The organism is Mycobacterium sp. 852002-51163_SCH5372311, assembly GCF_001667115.1.
In the GTDB taxonomy this organism is placed as follows: Bacteria; Actinomycetota; Actinomycetes; order Mycobacteriales; family Mycobacteriaceae; genus Mycobacterium.
Window position 1 is genome coordinate 1 of record NZ_LZIJ01000038.1, and the last position, 15804, is coordinate 15804.

12 protein-coding genes and 3 pseudogenes are annotated in these 15804 nt (G+C 66.6%); 3 read left to right on the forward strand and 12 right to left on the reverse strand.

From position 1 onward, the window contains the following. Nucleotides 1–147, forward strand: a pseudogene (locus tag A5791_RS05080) (deazaflavin-dependent nitroreductase); the annotation flags it as partial. A gap of 114 nt (nucleotides 148–261) precedes the next feature. Here A5791_RS05080 and eccA read toward each other — a convergent pair. The 11 genes from eccA to A5791_RS05135 form a co-directional block, all read right to left on the reverse strand. Continuing rightward, complete coding sequence (gene eccA, locus A5791_RS05085; protein ID WP_067232149.1) at nucleotides 262–2115, reverse strand: type VII secretion AAA-ATPase EccA; 1854 nt, start codon at nucleotides 2113–2115, stop codon at nucleotides 262–264. Beyond that, nucleotides 2112–3650 (reverse strand): type VII secretion protein EccE, encoded by a 1539-nt coding sequence (eccE, locus tag A5791_RS05090; protein WP_067232152.1) that lies wholly within the window; start codon nucleotides 3648–3650, stop codon nucleotides 2112–2114. The genes eccA and eccE overlap by 4 nt, the downstream gene beginning before the upstream one ends. Beyond that, nucleotides 3647–5302 carry a S8 family serine peptidase gene (locus A5791_RS05095; RefSeq protein WP_067232154.1) on the reverse strand — a complete coding sequence of 552 codons (1656 nt, stop codon included), beginning with the start codon at nucleotides 5300–5302 and terminating at the stop codon, nucleotides 3647–3649. The genes eccE and A5791_RS05095 overlap by 4 nt, the downstream gene beginning before the upstream one ends. Further along, nucleotides 5299–6798: a type VII secretion integral membrane protein EccD gene (gene eccD / locus A5791_RS05100; RefSeq protein WP_082966750.1), complete on the reverse strand. Its 1500-nt coding sequence runs from the start codon at nucleotides 6796–6798 to the stop codon at nucleotides 5299–5301. Before eccD ends, A5791_RS05095 begins: the two co-directional genes overlap by 4 nt. Further along, complete coding sequence (locus A5791_RS05105) at nucleotides 6798–7826, reverse strand: MinD/ParA family protein (RefSeq protein ID WP_067232156.1); 1029 nt, start codon at nucleotides 7824–7826, stop codon at nucleotides 6798–6800. Before A5791_RS05105 ends, eccD begins: the two co-directional genes overlap by 1 nt. Nucleotides 7827–7860: 34 nt before the next feature. Next, nucleotides 7861–8703, reverse strand: a complete 843-nt coding sequence (locus A5791_RS05110; protein ID WP_067232187.1) for an ESX secretion-associated protein EspG — start codon at nucleotides 8701–8703, stop codon at nucleotides 7861–7863. A 60-nt stretch (nucleotides 8704–8763) separates the two neighbouring features. After that, entirely contained in the window at nucleotides 8764–9051 is a 288-nt protein-coding gene (locus A5791_RS05115) for a WXG100 family type VII secretion target (RefSeq protein WP_067232159.1), read from the reverse strand. Between the two features lie 53 nt (nucleotides 9052–9104). Then, a complete protein-coding gene (locus tag A5791_RS05120; protein ID WP_067232162.1) occupies nucleotides 9105–9431 on the reverse strand; it encodes a WXG100 family type VII secretion target in 327 nt (108 codons plus the stop codon). A 218-nt stretch (nucleotides 9432–9649) separates the two neighbouring features. Further along, nucleotides 9650–11722, reverse strand: coding sequence for a serine/threonine-protein kinase (locus A5791_RS05125; protein WP_231995808.1), 2073 nt, complete (start codon nucleotides 11720–11722; stop codon nucleotides 9650–9652). 134 nt (nucleotides 11723–11856) lie between these two features. Further along, complete coding sequence (locus tag A5791_RS05130; protein WP_067232172.1) at nucleotides 11857–12366, reverse strand: pullulanase; 510 nt, start codon at nucleotides 12364–12366, stop codon at nucleotides 11857–11859. 24 nt (nucleotides 12367–12390) lie between these two features. Next, nucleotides 12391–13836 carry a CCA tRNA nucleotidyltransferase gene (locus tag A5791_RS05135; RefSeq protein ID WP_067232175.1) on the reverse strand — a complete coding sequence of 482 codons (1446 nt, stop codon included), beginning with the start codon at nucleotides 13834–13836 and terminating at the stop codon, nucleotides 12391–12393. Between the two features lie 500 nt (nucleotides 13837–14336). Here A5791_RS05135 and A5791_RS05140 point away from each other — a divergent pair, with 500 nt between their 5' ends. Next, a complete protein-coding gene (locus A5791_RS05140) occupies nucleotides 14337–15071 on the forward strand; it encodes an NUDIX hydrolase (RefSeq protein ID WP_067232178.1) in 735 nt (244 codons plus the stop codon). Beyond that, nucleotides 15068–15733 (forward strand): annotated as a pseudogene (locus A5791_RS05145) (hypothetical protein); the annotation flags it as partial. The gene A5791_RS05140 and the pseudogene A5791_RS05145, both read left to right, overlap by 4 nt. Before the next feature lie 2 nt (nucleotides 15734–15735). Here the strand turns inward: A5791_RS05145 and A5791_RS27635 are convergent. Continuing rightward, nucleotides 15736–15804 (reverse strand): annotated as a pseudogene (locus A5791_RS27635) (hypothetical protein); the annotation flags it as partial.

Consider the following 15804-nt stretch of genomic DNA (forward strand, 5'->3'; position numbering starts at 1 on the left):
CCGGTGTTGCGTGCCTTCCCCAGCGAGGTGCCCGTCGGTGTGGCGTTCGCCAAGCGCTCAGGGATGGTGCGCGACGGCACCTCCGACGAGTTCGAGGCACTGGCGGGCCGGGTCGCCGTTTTCCGTTTCGAGCCCGTCGCGTCGTAGTTCTTAGGGCCGCGCCGCGAGGCTAGGGCGCGAGCGTGCGTGTTTGTACGCAACACGCCGAGCGCCAGCGGCATTTTGCGCACGCTCGCGTCCGGGGGAGCGGCGGCCCGGTGCTCAAAGTTCTATCGGCACATGCTTTTCCGCACAGGCTTCGCGGACCGCGGCAATCACGTCCTGTGCGCGCAGCGTTTGGAGGTCCTCGACGGTGACCGAACCCTTGTCGTTGCGATGCTGGGCGGCCACCCGGGAATCGCGTAGCCGCTCGGCGCGTTCGACCACGTTGCGCGCAAAGCGGCCGTTGTGCATGACGTCGATGCCGTGTGTGCCGTCGGCCGCGTGGTAGCCGCGCAGCGTTGCGCACGCGGCGCTCAGCGCTTCGCAGGCGGCGGGCTGGAGAACGGTGGCCCGCGGTTTGCCGTAGCGGACCGCGATCTCCACCACCTCGTCGGGCGTGTAGGACTCGAACCGCAACTTTCGGTTGAAGCGTCCCGCCAATCCCGGGTTCACAGTGAGGAATTCGTCGACTTGCTGCTCATAGCCGGCGCCTATGAAGCAGAAGTCGAAGCGATGCACCTCGAGTGCGACCAACAACTGGTTGACCGCCTCCATGCCGATCATGTCGGGCCGGCCGTCCTGGTGGCGCTCTACCAGTGAGTAAAACTCGTCCATGAACAGGATGCGGCCCAGCGAGCGGTTGATCAGTTCGTTGGTCTTGGGGCCCGAGGCGCCGATGTGTTCCCCGCAGAAGTCGGCACGCTTGACCTCGACGATCTCGGGATGGCGCACGATGCCCAGTCCGGCGTAGATCTTGCCCAGGGCTTCGGCGGTGGTGGTCTTACCGGTTCCCGGTGGCCCCACCAGCAGCATGTGGTTGGTTTGATTGGCCACCGGCAAGCCGGCCGCCAGCCGAAGCGCCCGGACCTCGATCTGGTCCTCGAGTTCGGCCACCGCCCGTTTGACTTCGCCCAACCCGACCTGGTTGTCGAGCAACGCGCGGCCCTCGGCCAAGAGTTGGGCCCGTCGCTCTTCGTGTTCCTCGTCGCGACGCTGCTGTTCGGACCGCTCGGTGCTCACATCCCACTTGTCGGTGCGGGTGCTGATCGCATCCTCGTCGGTGATCGCCAGTTGCACCGACGGGTCGGCCAACGCCTGTTTGGCGGATTCGATCAGGGCGCCGTTGATCGTCGCCTTGGACAACCAGATCTGCGCCTCGTGTTCCTCGTCGAGCTGACGATGCGCCATCCCCCGCACATAAGCCAGGTCCGCCGCTATCAGTGGAAAGTCGGTGGGATCTATTGCGGTGATGGCGCTTTCGTGATGGCGTCCGTTCGGGCGGGCGTGTCCGTTGCGCAGCTCGACCCGGTTGGTCCAGTCAAGGGCGACGCGCGCCTGGCCGAGATGGGCTGCGGCATGGGCCGCCAGAGCGCAGGTTGCCGCAGTGACCGCCGACATGATGATGGCCTGTGGCGGCAAGACGACCGCAGCCACCGAGATGACGTCCGGCCACCGCTGGGTGGCGAACATCAGGTAGGCCTTGATGTACTGCTGCCACTGGTGATTCTCCCAGGTGTCCAGCAGCGCCGAATCCGCCAGCAACGCTTCGGCTTTCTCGTACTGGCGGTCGTCGATGAGCGCACTGGCCAGCGCCAGTCCCGCATGCGATGCTTCGGTCACCGAAATCGAAAGGTAGGGGCCGGCTTTGATCGGAGCCGACAGGCGCACCCCGAGCCGGTTGGTTTCCCGATGCAACCGGCCGCCGTACTCGTACAGGTGCTGCACCGTCGACAGTGTCTCGTCGCCAGCGGCGATCCGGCCCAGCCAGGCATCCGCCATCGACGCGTCGATCTCGGTGGCCTCGCGGAACCGTGCTCCGGCTGCGGCGATGTCGGCGGGGCCCTCGGCGGTCAGTAAGGCCATCGCCTGGTCGAACCTCTTGCGCGCGGCGGCAGTTCCGGTGGTGCTCGTCATTGCGGCTCTGCCGCTGCCAGCTCGAGACTTCGCAACACCGTCGGTTCAGCGGAGACGTAGCGGTTCTCCGCGCGGAACAACTCGATCTCCACCGTGTGGACTTGACCGGCCGCCGTGACTTCCACCGTCGCGACACCTATTTGGGTGATGAGCACGTTGGCCGTTCCCCGGTAGGGCTCGCCGGGTTCCCCCACGGAGATCAGGGTATTCGGGCGGGGCGCGGGCGTCAGCGTGCCGTCCACCACGCTGACCGTCGTTCCTGGGACTGGCTTGGGCTGGTCGACGACGGCGATGTTCGGCATACGAACGCTGTTCCACCGCTGTAGGTTTCGCGTATGAACCGTGATCCGTTCACCTGCACCTGCCATGCGGATCACGATCCGCTTGGCCAGCGAATCCTCGGCGGCGATGTGCACCCGGCTGAACTCCCCCGCGTCGTCGAGGGGCAGCATCAATCGGTTGCCACCATCGACCTTCCCCAGCAGCACCCCCGATGGCCCGATGGGGACGACGAGCGGGCCATTCAACGTCGCGCGCCGAAGACCGAGCAGCCGCGGCATCGGTCCGCACAGATTGGCCGCGACGGCCGGTAACTGCTCACCCGGCAACGTTTTCAGCATGGTGCTCGGTGGAGCCGTCGGTGGGTGCGCGCTGCCGACGGTCACCGTGGCACTGACGCTGCCGTCACCGAACAGCGTGATGTTGTGCACGATCCCGTCGGCGCGCATGGACCAGGCTTGCGCCAACTTCTCGGCGGTGATGTCGTCGGGCTGGTACCAGTAGGTCGTCAGCCAGCCGTGGTCCCCGCGAACTGAAAGCCAGCGTCCGTCGGGCGCGTCCAGCGCGGATCGGCCGAATCGTCGCTCCATCTCGACGATGTCGGTGGCGGTCGCCACCTTCGCGCGAATGCCCTGCTGCCGCATTTCGGCGGTGATGCGCTGACCGGCTGCCAGCGTTGCAGCGCCGATCGATCGACGCCAGCTCAGCGCTTCGGCGTTGGGTAGCGCCGAGATTCGCACGACCAGCCAGGTTTCCCGCTGTCCGGCATACGGTGGCGTACCGATCAGAGTGTCGTACACCCGTGGGTAGTCACCGGTGCTGCGCCGCCGCGCCCCACCGCTGATGAGGCTGAGCGAATCGATCGTAAGGCCGAGGCTCTGCTTCAGCAGCGGCTCCAAACCCCTGACGTCAAGCGCGTTTTCGGTGTGCGTCGTGGTTGATCCGGTGAACAGCGTTGGGGTATGCGCCTTCCCCAGCAGCTGTACCGCGACAACCGCCACGCCGTCCTGGTATCGAATTCCGCCCCCGGCACGGTCGTTGACCACCGTCAGCGGTTCCGACCATTGGATCGGTCGACGGCGCCGCGCCCATAGCGCCAGCCAGGACCACGCCTGCCGGCCCCGCCACTTGATCGCGCCCAGGCCGATTCCGGCCACCAACCCTACTGCGGCACCGGTGTATTCACCTACAGCCCAGCCCAGCAGCACGAAGAGGAATACGCCGCCGATGATGGTCAGCCTGGTGGTGGCGGTCATCGCTCGCGCCGTGCCCGCAGGATCAACGAGCCCACCATGATCAAGGCAACCACCACTGCGGCGAATACCAGCGCCACGGTGCGAGCGCGGTGGTCCGGCGCGGGAGCCGGTGGAGCGGGCCTGATTACCCGACTGGCAGCCGCTGGGGGAAGTCGTTCTCCCGCAGGCACATCGAAGGTCAGTGCGGCAACCGCGTCGACCACGCCGTAGCCGACTTGATTGTCGACCCCCCGTGGTGGATTGTGCGCGGTCTGCAATATCCGGTTGACGATCTGGTGGGCAGATAGCCCAGGGAACTTGGCGCGCACCAGTGCGACGACCCCACTGACGTACGCCGCCGAGAAGCTGGTGCCCCAGATCGGCATGTTCTTCTCGCCCGGGCGAATTGGCGGGTAGGCGTTGACCGGGCTACCCGTCTCCGGTGACAACCCCATGATGCCGACACCCGGTGCCGCCGCGGCTACCCAAGGCCCGGCGAGGCTCTTGCCGATCGGTGCGCCGGTGTTGTCCACGGCGCCCACCGACAACACATAGTCGGCGAACCACGACGGCGACGACACGGTTTTGACTTGATGCCAATCGCGCGGATCGGACGCGTCGAGCGGGTCGAACGACGGGTTTTGGGCACAATTGTCTTCGCTGTCGTTGCCCGCCGCGGCAACGACCACGGCGTCCTTCACGGTGGCCGCGTACCAGACCGCGGCTCCGATAGCGCCCTGATCCAGCGGGTCGGCCGCCGACAAGCAGGCGGTCACGCTGACATTGATCACCTTGGCGCCCACGTTGGCGGCATGCACGATGGCGCTGGCGAGAGTCGCGATGGTGCCCGCCTTCTTGCGCCCCTCCATGTCGCCCGGGCCCGGGTTGACCGGTTCGAAGGCTCGCGACGACTGGCGGATCGAGATGATCACCGCGTGCGGTGCGACTCCCACGACGCCGTCCGGCGCGCCCGACGGCGGGGGCGGCACCTCAGGGTCTTCGGAGTGCTCGGCACCGGGATCCCCCGGCGCGTTCGATGGCACATCCTCGGGCGATGGCGGCGGTGGCGGTGGCGCCGACACGGTTTGGGTGATGGTCACCGGGGACGGCGTTGGCGGCGGCGCGGGCGGCGGCGGCGGACCACCGGGCGGTGGTGCAGCGATATCGGTCGCGGGCGGTCCGGCCGGAGGCGGGAAGGCCGGCCTGCTCGGCATCCGCGCGGGCATCGGAAGGCCCTGCGGCGCAGCGCCGATCACCGACGCGACGATGGTGCCGTGTGCATCGCAGTCGGTCAGGCCGTCGCCGGCCATGATGTAGTCGCCGCCGGCGACCACCGGCAGCCGTCGACTGGGATTGATGCCGGTGTCGATGACTGCGACCGGTACCCCGTTGCCTGTCGAGTACTGCCACGCCTTGCTGATGTTCAGCATGGTGAAACCCGGCGCGGTGGCCGTCACGTTGGGATCTGCCACGGTTATCGTCCGCGCGCAGGCGAAGCTTTGCCGCATCGGCTGATCCGGGCCCGGTTTGCCGTCTGCCGGTACCCGGCTGGGATCGACGCTGGGCGGCGGAATCGCATGCGCCGTCGGCAGACTCGTCATGGGCGCGACCAGCAGACCGGTCAGCGCAAGTGAAACGATCCGGTGCAACGGTTTTCGCGTCACTCCGGTCATCGCATGCGCACCCAGGTGAACAATCCGCCGATCCAGGCAGCCAGCGGCAGCGCCGTAATGATCGCTGCGATCTCCACCCATTCGGCGGTCATGCGCACCAACGGAGTGAACCTGGTGATCGGCACCAGCAGGGCCGCCAGCAGGCCGGCGCCGCCGAACCCGGCCAGAACCAGCGCGCCCCACAGCACTGCGTAAGCTGAACCAGACTCGTGCACAACGAATTTGAGCACGCCGATGCAGACCGCTGCCGCGGCGCCGCAGACCAGCGCGACGGCCTGCCACTTGTCGGCGAATGCCCTTCCCCGGCTGACGAAAATCACCACGAACAACGCGGCCAGCACCGCGGCCGGCACGCTGCGCTCACGGCCCGGCATCAACGTGGCCCACACGGCACCCGGTAGCGCCACCCCGGCGCCCACACATATGCCGGTCAGCACGCTGTTGGCACGTACCGCCGCCGCCGCGATCAGCTCGCCGCGAGGAGTGGTGTCCCGATTCACGCCCTCGTCGGCGTTCTCGGTGTCGTCGTGCACGGGCGTCACCACATCCGGCGGCAGACCGGCGCTGCGACGGAACAGATCGCGTCCGGTGATCGAGCCGAAGTACGGGGGGCGGATCCGCGCGACCCACAAGGCGATCGTCGGCGCCATGGTCAGCACCAGCAACAATGCGACCAGCGCGCACATACCCAGCCACTGCGCCGGAATCGGCCGCCACATCCGGGCAGCCGCGACGGCACCGCTTAGTCCACACAGCGTCACAACTGCGGCCGCCACCTTGGTGTGGCGCCGCGTTGCGGCGGCGATTCCACAGGTCAGCACGGCGGCCGCCAGTGCAGCGATGAACACGTGCGCGGATCCGAGCTTTCCGGGCGGGCCCCCCGCCAGGCTCGCCACCAGAAGCGGCACCGCCAGCCACCCGAGTCCGTCGATCATGTCGGTGCGGCGCGGCCACCACCGCCACACCGCTGCCGCGCCACCGGCGGCCAGCAGACCGGCGCCGCCGGTCACCATGCTCGGCACCAGCGAATCACTCGCCCAACGCTGGCGCACGGCCAGTCCCAGCACCGTCGCCGCGGCCATCGCCAACATGAAAAGCGCCGTGTGCGAGGCGGTTCGGACCGTAACCGGCTCGAACAGCTTCTTGCCGATGCGGGCCAGTCCGGTGGACAAGGACTCATACTGCGGCTCGAAAGATTCGCCGAGACCCGCGGGCACCAGGGCGAGCGTGGCGCCATCCTCGACGCCGAGTTCGTCGAGCGTCTTGGTGACGTCCAGCCGCACACCGTTGGCCCTGTTCAATTCGTATCCGACGCCAGATTCCAGGCCGCCGAAACCGCGACGCTTGAGCTCGTCGTTGAGCAGCTCGACGATGTCGTCCAGGAAAACCTCGATAGGCACGGATGCCGGGTACACCTGCGAAACCAGGTGCTCACCGCAGACGACCGCAACCGCGCAACGGGCCGGAAATGAGACTTTCCCCAGCACCGGGGTCATTAGCGTGGCCTGTCGGCATCTGGAATGTATTTGTCCGCCAATGCCGCAGTGATCTCGAATAGCCGTAGCCGCGTCTTTTTCTTCAGCTCATGCTGGGTATCGATTATGCCGCCCTTGGCGAGATAAGGATCGTACGGCATGAATTCGACTGTCGCGCCCGACTGCCCAAAGCGCTCGGTGAGATACGACCGTGCATCTTCGTCGTATTTGTTGCGGCTGTCGTTCAGGATGACCGTGCTGCGGGACACCAATTCGTGATAGCCCAGCGACCGCAGCAGATCGATGGCGCGAGTGACCGGCAGCGACGTGTCGGCGGTCATGCCGGACACGAAGACGAGGGTGTCGCAGGAGTCCAGGACCGCCTTCATCACCGGGTGCTCGAGGTCGTCGGACGTGTCGACCACTATGACCGTGTGCGTGCGCCGCAGCCGCGACAGCACCCCGGTGAACATCGAGGGCACCAACGGTCGCGGCTGGTCCGAGGCCCGGTTCCCGGCCAGCACGTCGAGTCCGATGTTGTTCTGCCCCAAGTGCTCTCGGATGTCGGCATAGCCTTGCACGTCGGTGTCGTTCAGTACGGCCGCGTAGTCGCCGGGCGGCGATTCGTCGATCCGGCCGGCCAGCGTCCCGAAGCCGGGCGCCGCGTCCACCGCCACCACGTTCTCGGGACGGCACTCCCGGAACGCCGCACCGATGCATGCGGTCAACGTGGTCTTGCCGACGCCGCCCTTGCCGGAGACCACCCCGATCACATACTGCTTTCGAATGTGGCGCCGTATCCTCTCCTGCAATTCCCGGTAATGCCTTTCGGCGGGCGATTCGCCGAAGTTGAGAGTTTTGAACGACAGGCGATACACGGCTTTTCGCCAACCCGATCCCGGCGGGATTTTGCGCGGCGCGACCATATCGGAGATACGCAATGTTCCGGATACCGAATCCAGCCGTTGGTAACGCGCGGAAGGTGTTTCTCTACTGACCTGTCCGCCTTTTTCGGCAGAATCGGGTGCTGTGGTCCACGAACTGGTCACGATGCCGCTACTAACATTTTGCGATACCTCTCGACTACACGACTTTGCGGTACGAATACCACTCTTGATCGGCGGGCAGGCGCCGCATCAACCGGCTCAGCGCAGCAGCGACATTGCTTCTGGTGCCCGGGGCGATGATCATCCATTTCTTGCCGCCCGAACCGCCCGAGTAGGTGTGCTCGGCGACCAATCTTCCTTGTGGAATGTCGATGATGGTCACAACGGTCGGCTCGACGTATGCGCGGGTGGGTCGGCCGGTCTCCACGCCAGACTGGATCGCGACGATCGAGGCCTGCGCTGATCGCTCGGGGTCGGCGGCCGATACGAGCGTTTGTACCTGGTCCGCCTCCAGTCCGCGGCTGTCCAGGAATCTGCGTAGTTCCGCCCGGCTGGTCGCGGCCGTCTGCATGGCGTCTGCGTCCAGCGTGACCGGTCGCAGCGCGACGGGCTCCTTCGTGCCGCACAAGCGCTCGATCTGTGTACTCAGCGCCGCAGTGGCCGCGGCTTCGCAGCTGGCCGTTCCCGCCCCGCCGATCCGTACCAGATCCGCCGACCGTTCGATCGTTACCCACCATTGGGCGAAGCGGGCGAGCAGCACCCGCGCCGGTTCATCGGCTCGTGGCCCACCGAATTGCATGAGCAGCGCAATATCGCGACGAGAGAGTACGGTCAGCCACTCCACCACAATGCTGTCGACCGCGTCCGACGCGTCGATGACGCCGGCGGCCCGCAGCTCGGCCGTCACCGGGTGCTCCAGCGCCAGCCGCTTGGGCTCCACGCTGGGCAGGTGTGGCCGCAAGCCCAGCTCGGGAGCGAGAACTTCGATACCCGTGAGCACCTGAAGAGCCCACAGGCCGTCGACTGTGGTGGTTAACACGTTTTCCAGACCCAACCACGGGGGCGCACGCAGCGCGTGCGCCCCCGATCAGCTTGCGGTTTAAACGAAAAAGCTCTGCACGTTGGCGTCGGTGACTTGGGCACTTTCCATCGTGCCGTCCACCACCCGATGATGCTGGGTGATGTGATGGGCCAGGTTCTCCAGCCCGTCCAGCATCTGCCGTTGCGCGTCGAAGTAGGCCGTCGCGCCCTTGCCCAAGAAGTAGTCGGCCAGTGCCTGAGTCCGCTGAAGGATGTCCTGATGGATTTCCATCAGATGAGCTGCCCGCTGGGCGGTATCGGAGGAGAAAGCTCCGATGGCCGCGTAGTTGTAGGTGATCTCACTCATGTCCTGCTCCCTAAGGTGAAGTTTTCGAATTGGATTTCGGCAGCGGATCCGTTCTAGGTCGCTACGGCGCCGAACAGGCTCTGCATGCCGTGCGCGGCGTCGTCTTCGTGATGCTCGAAGAGCACCGCGGTCTTTCCCAGGCCGGCAGTCAGGCGCTGACCGCCGGTGATGGTCTGTGTGAGGTCGTGGTGAATTTGAGCAGCCGTCGCGAGGGAGGCGGTACTGGCCTGGCCGCTCCAGGACGAGACGTTCACGACGTCCTCGTGGCCGTGCAGGTATTCGTTTGCGATTGCCGTTGCGGTCTGCAGCGCCGACTCGATGTGCTGCTGAGTGGTCCTCAGCAGTTCCGTGAACGCCTTCGTCGTACCGCCGTCTGCCATGTGTTTCTCCTCGATTTCCTAAGCTCCCGGGGCCGGGTTCTGCGTAAACCTAGATCGGCTGTCGCAGGCTGTCACTTCACCGCCCGCGGAAGCTGGCGCGCAAAACAGGCTGTTCAGTGGACAACAGCATCCCTTACGTGTCAAACGGAAGATCGCGTGGGTAGCCGGGCGCTGGGGCACCCCCGCGAAGCTGGAGGACGGGTCGCCACCCTCACTGATCAGTCGCCGGTGCGGGTGAAGCTCTCGTCGTACGCCTGACTGCGGCATTTCGACCCAGGAACCAGATCGGCGTAACCGTGCCCGGCGAGCGATGGGATCGGGTCCACGACCGGTTGCGGAATCTGCAGCGAGGCGGTGCTGGTGACGTGGGCGGTGCCGCCCAATGAGCAGGTGGAGTCGAACTCCGTATTCCGGGTCCAAGTTCCGTTTGCGAAGACGAACACTTGGTCGGTGTCCTTCTTCGTATCGAGGAATGCGCTCACGCATCGGTCGCCGGTGCGCAAGCAGTCGGTCCGCACAACCAATTCGTCGACCCACTTGTCGCCATTGGCGTAGATGGTCGCGCTTTCGTAGCGGCCGTGGAGTCCGCCGGCAGGCGACACCACGCGGCGCGGCAGGCTTGCCGGGTCGGGCAGCAGCGCGACGTCGGTGTCGGCCGTTCTGGTGAACGTCACGCTCCGCTTGAGGAAGCACCCGTTAGTCGTGGCTTGGGTGAATTCACCCGTCATGGCTCCTTCGGCCTGCGGCTGGACGGAGATCACGTTCCACGCCTCGTCGTTGTCGCGGTTGCCGCACTTTCTTCGCGACGTGGTGACGGCGAGCCAGCCCGCACCGACCTTGTCGAAAATTACGTCCTTCGCGGGGTACCGGCCGCCGCTTGCCGCCGTAGCCACGCAGCCGGCGTCGTTGCATGCCGACCGCAGCCGCCAGGATTCCGAGAATGCCCCAGCGTCTGCGTCTTGGGCCGGAGTTCCACTCGACAGCGCCGCGGGACCCAGCTCTGCGGTGAAGGTGCCGGTGAAGGGACCGGTGTTGGGATTGGCGGACGGCGTCGGACCGGGGTGCGAAGCAGCGCCGTCGTCGTCGGAATTGGACACGACGAGCGCTACCACCCCTCCTACGACGACGACGGCCGTGCCGATACTCGCGAGCGCAATAAGCGGGCCCTTGCGGGATTGCTTGGGCGCCGGCGGAGGCGCGCCATAAAACATCGGCCCGTACTGATTGGGGTCAGCAGATGTAGGACCGCTGGGCGGGGGCATGGGCGCTTGCCGGGGAGCCGGCGGGGGCTGGCCGTACGGCATCGGCCGGTACTGGGCGGGACCGACGGATGACGGACCGCTCGGCCGCGCCACATGGTTGACGTGGCCGTATTGCGGTTGCCAAGTGGACTGGGTGTGCGCGAACGGTCCTGCGGCGGTCGGCGCCGGGGGGTTCGGTACCGTCGCCGGGCCGGTGGCGGCGGCCGTCGCCGCCCGTGCCAGTTCGCGGGTGGTGCTGTACCGGTCGTCGGGTCTTTTGGCCATTCCCTTGGCGATCACCGCATCCAGCTGTGCGGGTATGTCAGGGCGCCGTTCGGACGGCCGTGGCGGCGGCAGGCTGAGATGCCCGCCCATTTGTTGTTCGAGGCTGTTTCCAGGAAACGGTTGGCTGCCGGTCAGGCACTCGTAAAGCACGCAGGCCAGCGCGTAAATGTCGGCCCGCGCGTCGGTCTGGTCGGCGGTGATCCGTTCGGGGGCCAGGTAGGCCCAGGTGCCGATGACATTGGCGGTGCCCGTCAAGCTGCTTTGGCCCGCGGCGCGGGCGATCCCGAAGTCGATCAGATACGCGAAGTCGTCTTCACAGACCAAGATGTTGGACGGCTTGACGTCTCTGTGCACGAGGTTGACCTGATGCGCGGCGTGCAGCGCCGAGGCGACCTGATCGATGATTCGCACGGCGCGCCCCGGGTCCATCGGCCCCTCGTTCAGGATTCCCTGCAGGTCGCGGCCCTTGATCAGTCTCATCGTCACGAAGAGCCGCCCGTCGATCTCGCCGAAGTCGTAGATCGGCACTACGTGCGGCTCATCGAGCCCCGCGGCGGATTTGGCTTCGCGGCGAAAGCGTTCCTGGAATACCGCGTCGTCGGCGAACTCGGTTGGCAGGACTTTCAGGGCTACTACTCGCTCGGTGACGGTGTCGAACGCGCGCCACACCTCGCCCATGCCGCCCCGGCCCAGCAGATCCAGCAAACGGTAGCGTCCGAACGGCGTCCCGCTCTCCAAGGCCGCCTCCAAACAACTGGTCAGCAACTTCTAGCCGGAACGATAAACCCACGAACGGCAATCCACTACAGAACGCCGTTGTTGCCGAAACTCGCTGTATGTCGCTGTATGTATTGAAACCTGCTGCCCACCTCCTCGGTTCAGTCGCAACGACGCGCCGGTTACAGGCCGCTTGCGCCGTCGGCGAGCCCGTCGCCGTTGCTGTCGGTGAGCCGGACGTTCCAGTGACCGTCGCCGTCGGTGTCGACGTATCCGGTGACGCCGTTTTCGCCGGCGCACAGCACCCGGTCGGCCACACCATCGCCGTCCGCGTCGAGCAGCCGGTCGTCGAGGTGGCCTTGACCGTCGAAGTCGATCAGCGGGCCGCCGGTGTGTTCGGCACCGTCGAGACCGAACCAGCGCAGCTGGCCCCCTCGGTCCACTGCCACCGACCAAGTCCCAGACCCGTCGTCGGTGAAGTAGCTGTCCGGGGTGCCGTCGTTGTCGAGGTCGACCACGGCGTGGTCAGCCACCCCGTCACCGTCGAGGTCGGCCAGGGCGTCGTCGTGCCTGCCGTCACCGTCGATATCCAGGCCGATTGCGTCGAGGCGGCCGTCGCCGTCGAGGTCAAGGTCGAACGGACGATTCCAGATGGACGCCGTGCCGTCGGCGCCGCCGATGCAATACTCCATGCGTTGTTAGATGGTTCGCGGCGACTACGGGTTCCCCTTCGATTTCCACCACGAGAGCAGTTCGGCCGTTGCCTCCTCGCGCGAAAGCGGTCCGCGATCCAGCCGTAGCTCTTTAAGATAGCGCCACGCTTCGCCCACTTGCGGGCCCGCCGGGATGCCGAGCAGCTCCATGATCTCGTTACCGTCCAGATCGGGACGTACCCGGTTCAGGTCCTCCTGGGCGGCCAATTCGGCGATCCGCGCCTCCAGCCGGTCATAGTTGGCCTGCAGCCGAGCGGCCCGGCGTTTGTTCCGGGTAGTGCAGTCGGCACGCACCAGCTTGTGCAGCCGCGAGAGCAGCGGTCCCGCGTCGGTGACATAGCGGCGCACCGCCGAATCGGTCCATTTGCCGTCGCCGTAGCCGTGGAACCGCAGGTGCAGGTAGACCAGCTGAGAGACGTCGTCGACCATCTGTTTTGAGTATTTCAGCGCCCGCATCCGCTTGCGGACCATCTTTGCGCCGACCACCTCGTGATGGTGGAAGCTCACGCCGCCGTCGGGCTCGTGCCGCCGGGTGGCGGGCTTGCCGATGTCGTGCAGCACGGCGGCCCAGCGCAGCACCAGGTCCGGACCCGCATCCTCCAGCTCGATCGCTTGGCGCAACACGGTCAGCGAATGTTGGTAGACGTCCTTGTGCTGGTGGTGTTCGTCGATGGCCATCCGCATGCCGCCGATCTCGGGCAGCACCACCTCGCCCATCCCGGTTTGCACCAACAGGTCGATGCCGGCCACCGGGTCCTCCCCCAGCAGCATCTTGTCCAACTCGACGGCTACCCGCTCGGCGCTGATGCGGGCCAGTTGCGGAGCCATCTCCTCGATCGCGGTCCGCACCCGCGGCGCCACGGTGAACCCGAGTTGGGACACAAACCTGGCGGCGCGCAGCATCCGCAGCGGGTCGTCACCGAAGGACCGCGATGGCGCAGCCGGGGTGTCCAATTCCCGGGCGCGCAGCCCCGCCAAACCTCCCAGCGGATCAAGGAACTCGCCCGGTCCGCTGCCTGTGATGCGGACAGCCATCGCATTGACGGTGAAATCCCGGCGCACCAAGTCGTCGTCGAGGCTGTCGCCGAAACAGACCTCCGGATTGCGCGACACCTGGTCGTACCGATCGGCGCGGAACGTGGTGATCTCTAGCCGGTAGCCGTCTTTGCCGACGCCGACTGTGCCGTATTCGATCCCGGTGTCCCACAGCGCATCCGCCCACCCTTGCAGCGTTTGCTGCACCTGCTCGGGGTGGGCGTCGGTGGTGAAGTCCAGGTCCGGAGAGTTCAATCTGCCGAGCAAGGCGTCGCGCACCGACCCGCCGACCAGATACAGCTGGTGGCCAGCGGCATCGAACGCCGCGCCCAGCTCGCGCAGCACGGACGAGTGCTGATTCAGCGCGACCGCGGCTTTGGTCAGCAGCTCGGCATCCTGGGCGAGTTCGGGCACGTTCGATCAGCCTAGTCGGGCGACAAAGCGGGCCAGGTGTGTAGTGACGGCGTTGAGTGTGTACTGACGGCTTCGAATGTGCAATGGGGGCGTTCCGTGTGAACGGGGGGCGGAAGTTCGCGCGTTTTTCCGCCCAGGCTGCACAACTAAAGCCAAGGATTCACAACCAACGCACGACACAACGAAATGGCGCACCGGGCACCTTGACGAGGGCAACGAGCCATGTCGTTTTGCCCGCCTACGGGCATCAGTTTTTGCCGACCTGCGCCAGGGCAACTTCGCCTTCAGGGGACAGATATCGCATGTGCTACTGCTTTCGACAATCGATTGGTGCGACCCGTCGCGGTGCTGAAGTGGCGCATGTGACTGAGTTCCGTGGGCCCGATACCGCGCGCAGGCGTACACACGCTGGCCACCAGAATTAGGCCCGCCGCCGCCGCATGCCCGACAACCGGCGAGTATGTCCAGGAGACCAGTCCGTCCCAGCTACTATCGCTTGAGTGTCGGACGGCGAACAGGCGAAACCACGTCGGCGCCGGGGCCGGCGCCGCGGTCGTGGCGCTGCAGGTTCCGCCCAGAACCACGTGGACAACCAGCCGACCGGTGACGCAGCGACGACGAAACCGCGCAGGTCTCGCTCACCGCGCCGCGCGCCGGAGCGGCTGCGCACGGTGCACGAAACATCCGCCGGCGGACTGGTCATCGACGGCATCGACGGGCCCCGCGATTCGCAGGTAGCGGCGCTCATCGGCCGCGTCGACCGGCGTGGCCGGATGCTGTGGTCGCTGCCCAAAGGCCACATCGAGATGGGCGAAACCGCCGAACAGACCGCCATTCGCGAGGTCGCCGAGGAAACCGGGATCCGCGGCAGCGTGCTCGCCGCTCTCGGGCGCATCGACTACTGGTTCGTCACCGACGGCCGTCGCGTGCACAAGACCGTGCACCACTATCTAATGAAGTTCTCCGGCGGCGAACTCTCCGACGAGGATCTCGAGGTCGCCGAAGTGGCCTGGGTTCCGATGCGCGAGCTCCCGTCGCGACTGGCCTACGCCGACGAACGTCGGCTGGCAGAGGTGGCCGACGAACTGATCGACAAGCTGCAGAGCGACGGCCCGGCCGCGCTACCGCCGCTCCCGCCCAGCTCCCCGCGGCGGCGACCACAGACGCACTCGCGCACCCGCCATTCCGAAGAACGCGCCGCGGGCCCGAGGAACGGCCGCGAGCCGGGGCCGTGACTGCGCCGCGAACCTGGTGGGCCGGCTTGGTGCGCCTCGCCGCGGTCGTCGGCATGGTGGCCGGCTTTTCGGTGGTGTTCACCGGATCAGCCGCAGCGCCGCGGGCGGTCGCCGGCGAGCCCAGCGCCACGCCGTTCATCCATGTCCGCATCGACCAGGTGACGCCCGACGTGGTCACCACCACGAGCGAACCCGTCGTCACCGTCACCGGAATGGTCACCAACGTCGGCGACCGACCGGTGCACGACGTCATGGTCCGGCTCGAGCACGCGGCGGCCGTCGCGTCGTCAGCCGGTCTGCGGACCTCGCTCGACGGCAGCACCGACGAGTACCAGCCGGCCGGAGACTTCGTCACAATCGCGCCTGAACTGCAGCGCGGCCAGGAGGCCGGCTTCGTCCTCACCGCGCCGCTGCGCTCACTGACCAAACCGTCGCTGGGCGTCGGGCAGCCGGGAGTCTTCCCAATTCTCGTCAACGCCAACGGCACACCCGACTACGGCGCGCCCGCCCGCCTCGACAACGCGCGGTTCCTGCTGCCGGTCGTGGGCGTCCCCCCCGACAAAGCCGACGACCTGAGCGGCGCCGTCGCACCCGACACATCCAAACCTGTGTGGATCACCATGCTGTGGCCGCTGGCCGACCACCCCCGGCTGGCCCCCGGCTTGGAGACGACGTAGCCGCCGGTCATCGCGTTGACGGTGACCAGCAGATCAGGGTCGACCGCCAGGAAAAG

What these genes read in the sequence shown, in the direction of transcription:
- A5791_RS05115 (WP_067232159.1), bottom strand. Translation starts at nt 9,051, where the DNA reads ATGAGTGAGATCACCTACAACTACGCGGCCATCGGAGCTTTCTCCTCC.
- A5791_RS05120 (WP_067232162.1), bottom strand. Translation starts at nt 9,431, where the DNA reads ATGGCAGACGGCGGTACGACGAAGGCGTTCACGGAACTGCTGAGGACC.
- eccD (WP_082966750.1), bottom strand. Translation starts at nt 6,798, where the DNA reads ATGACCCCGGTGCTGGGGAAAGTCTCATTTCCGGCCCGTTGCGCGGTT.
- A5791_RS05130 (WP_067232172.1), bottom strand. Translation starts at nt 12,366, where the DNA reads ATGGAGTATTGCATCGGCGGCGCCGACGGCACGGCGTCCATCTGGAAT.
- A5791_RS05095 (WP_067232154.1), bottom strand. Translation starts at nt 5,302, where the DNA reads ATGACCGGAGTGACGCGAAAACCGTTGCACCGGATCGTTTCACTTGCG.
- eccE (WP_067232152.1), bottom strand. Translation starts at nt 3,650, where the DNA reads ATGACCGCCACCACCAGGCTGACCATCATCGGCGGCGTATTCCTCTTC.
- eccA (WP_067232149.1), bottom strand. Translation starts at nt 2,115, where the DNA reads ATGACGAGCACCACCGGAACTGCCGCCGCGCGCAAGAGGTTCGACCAG.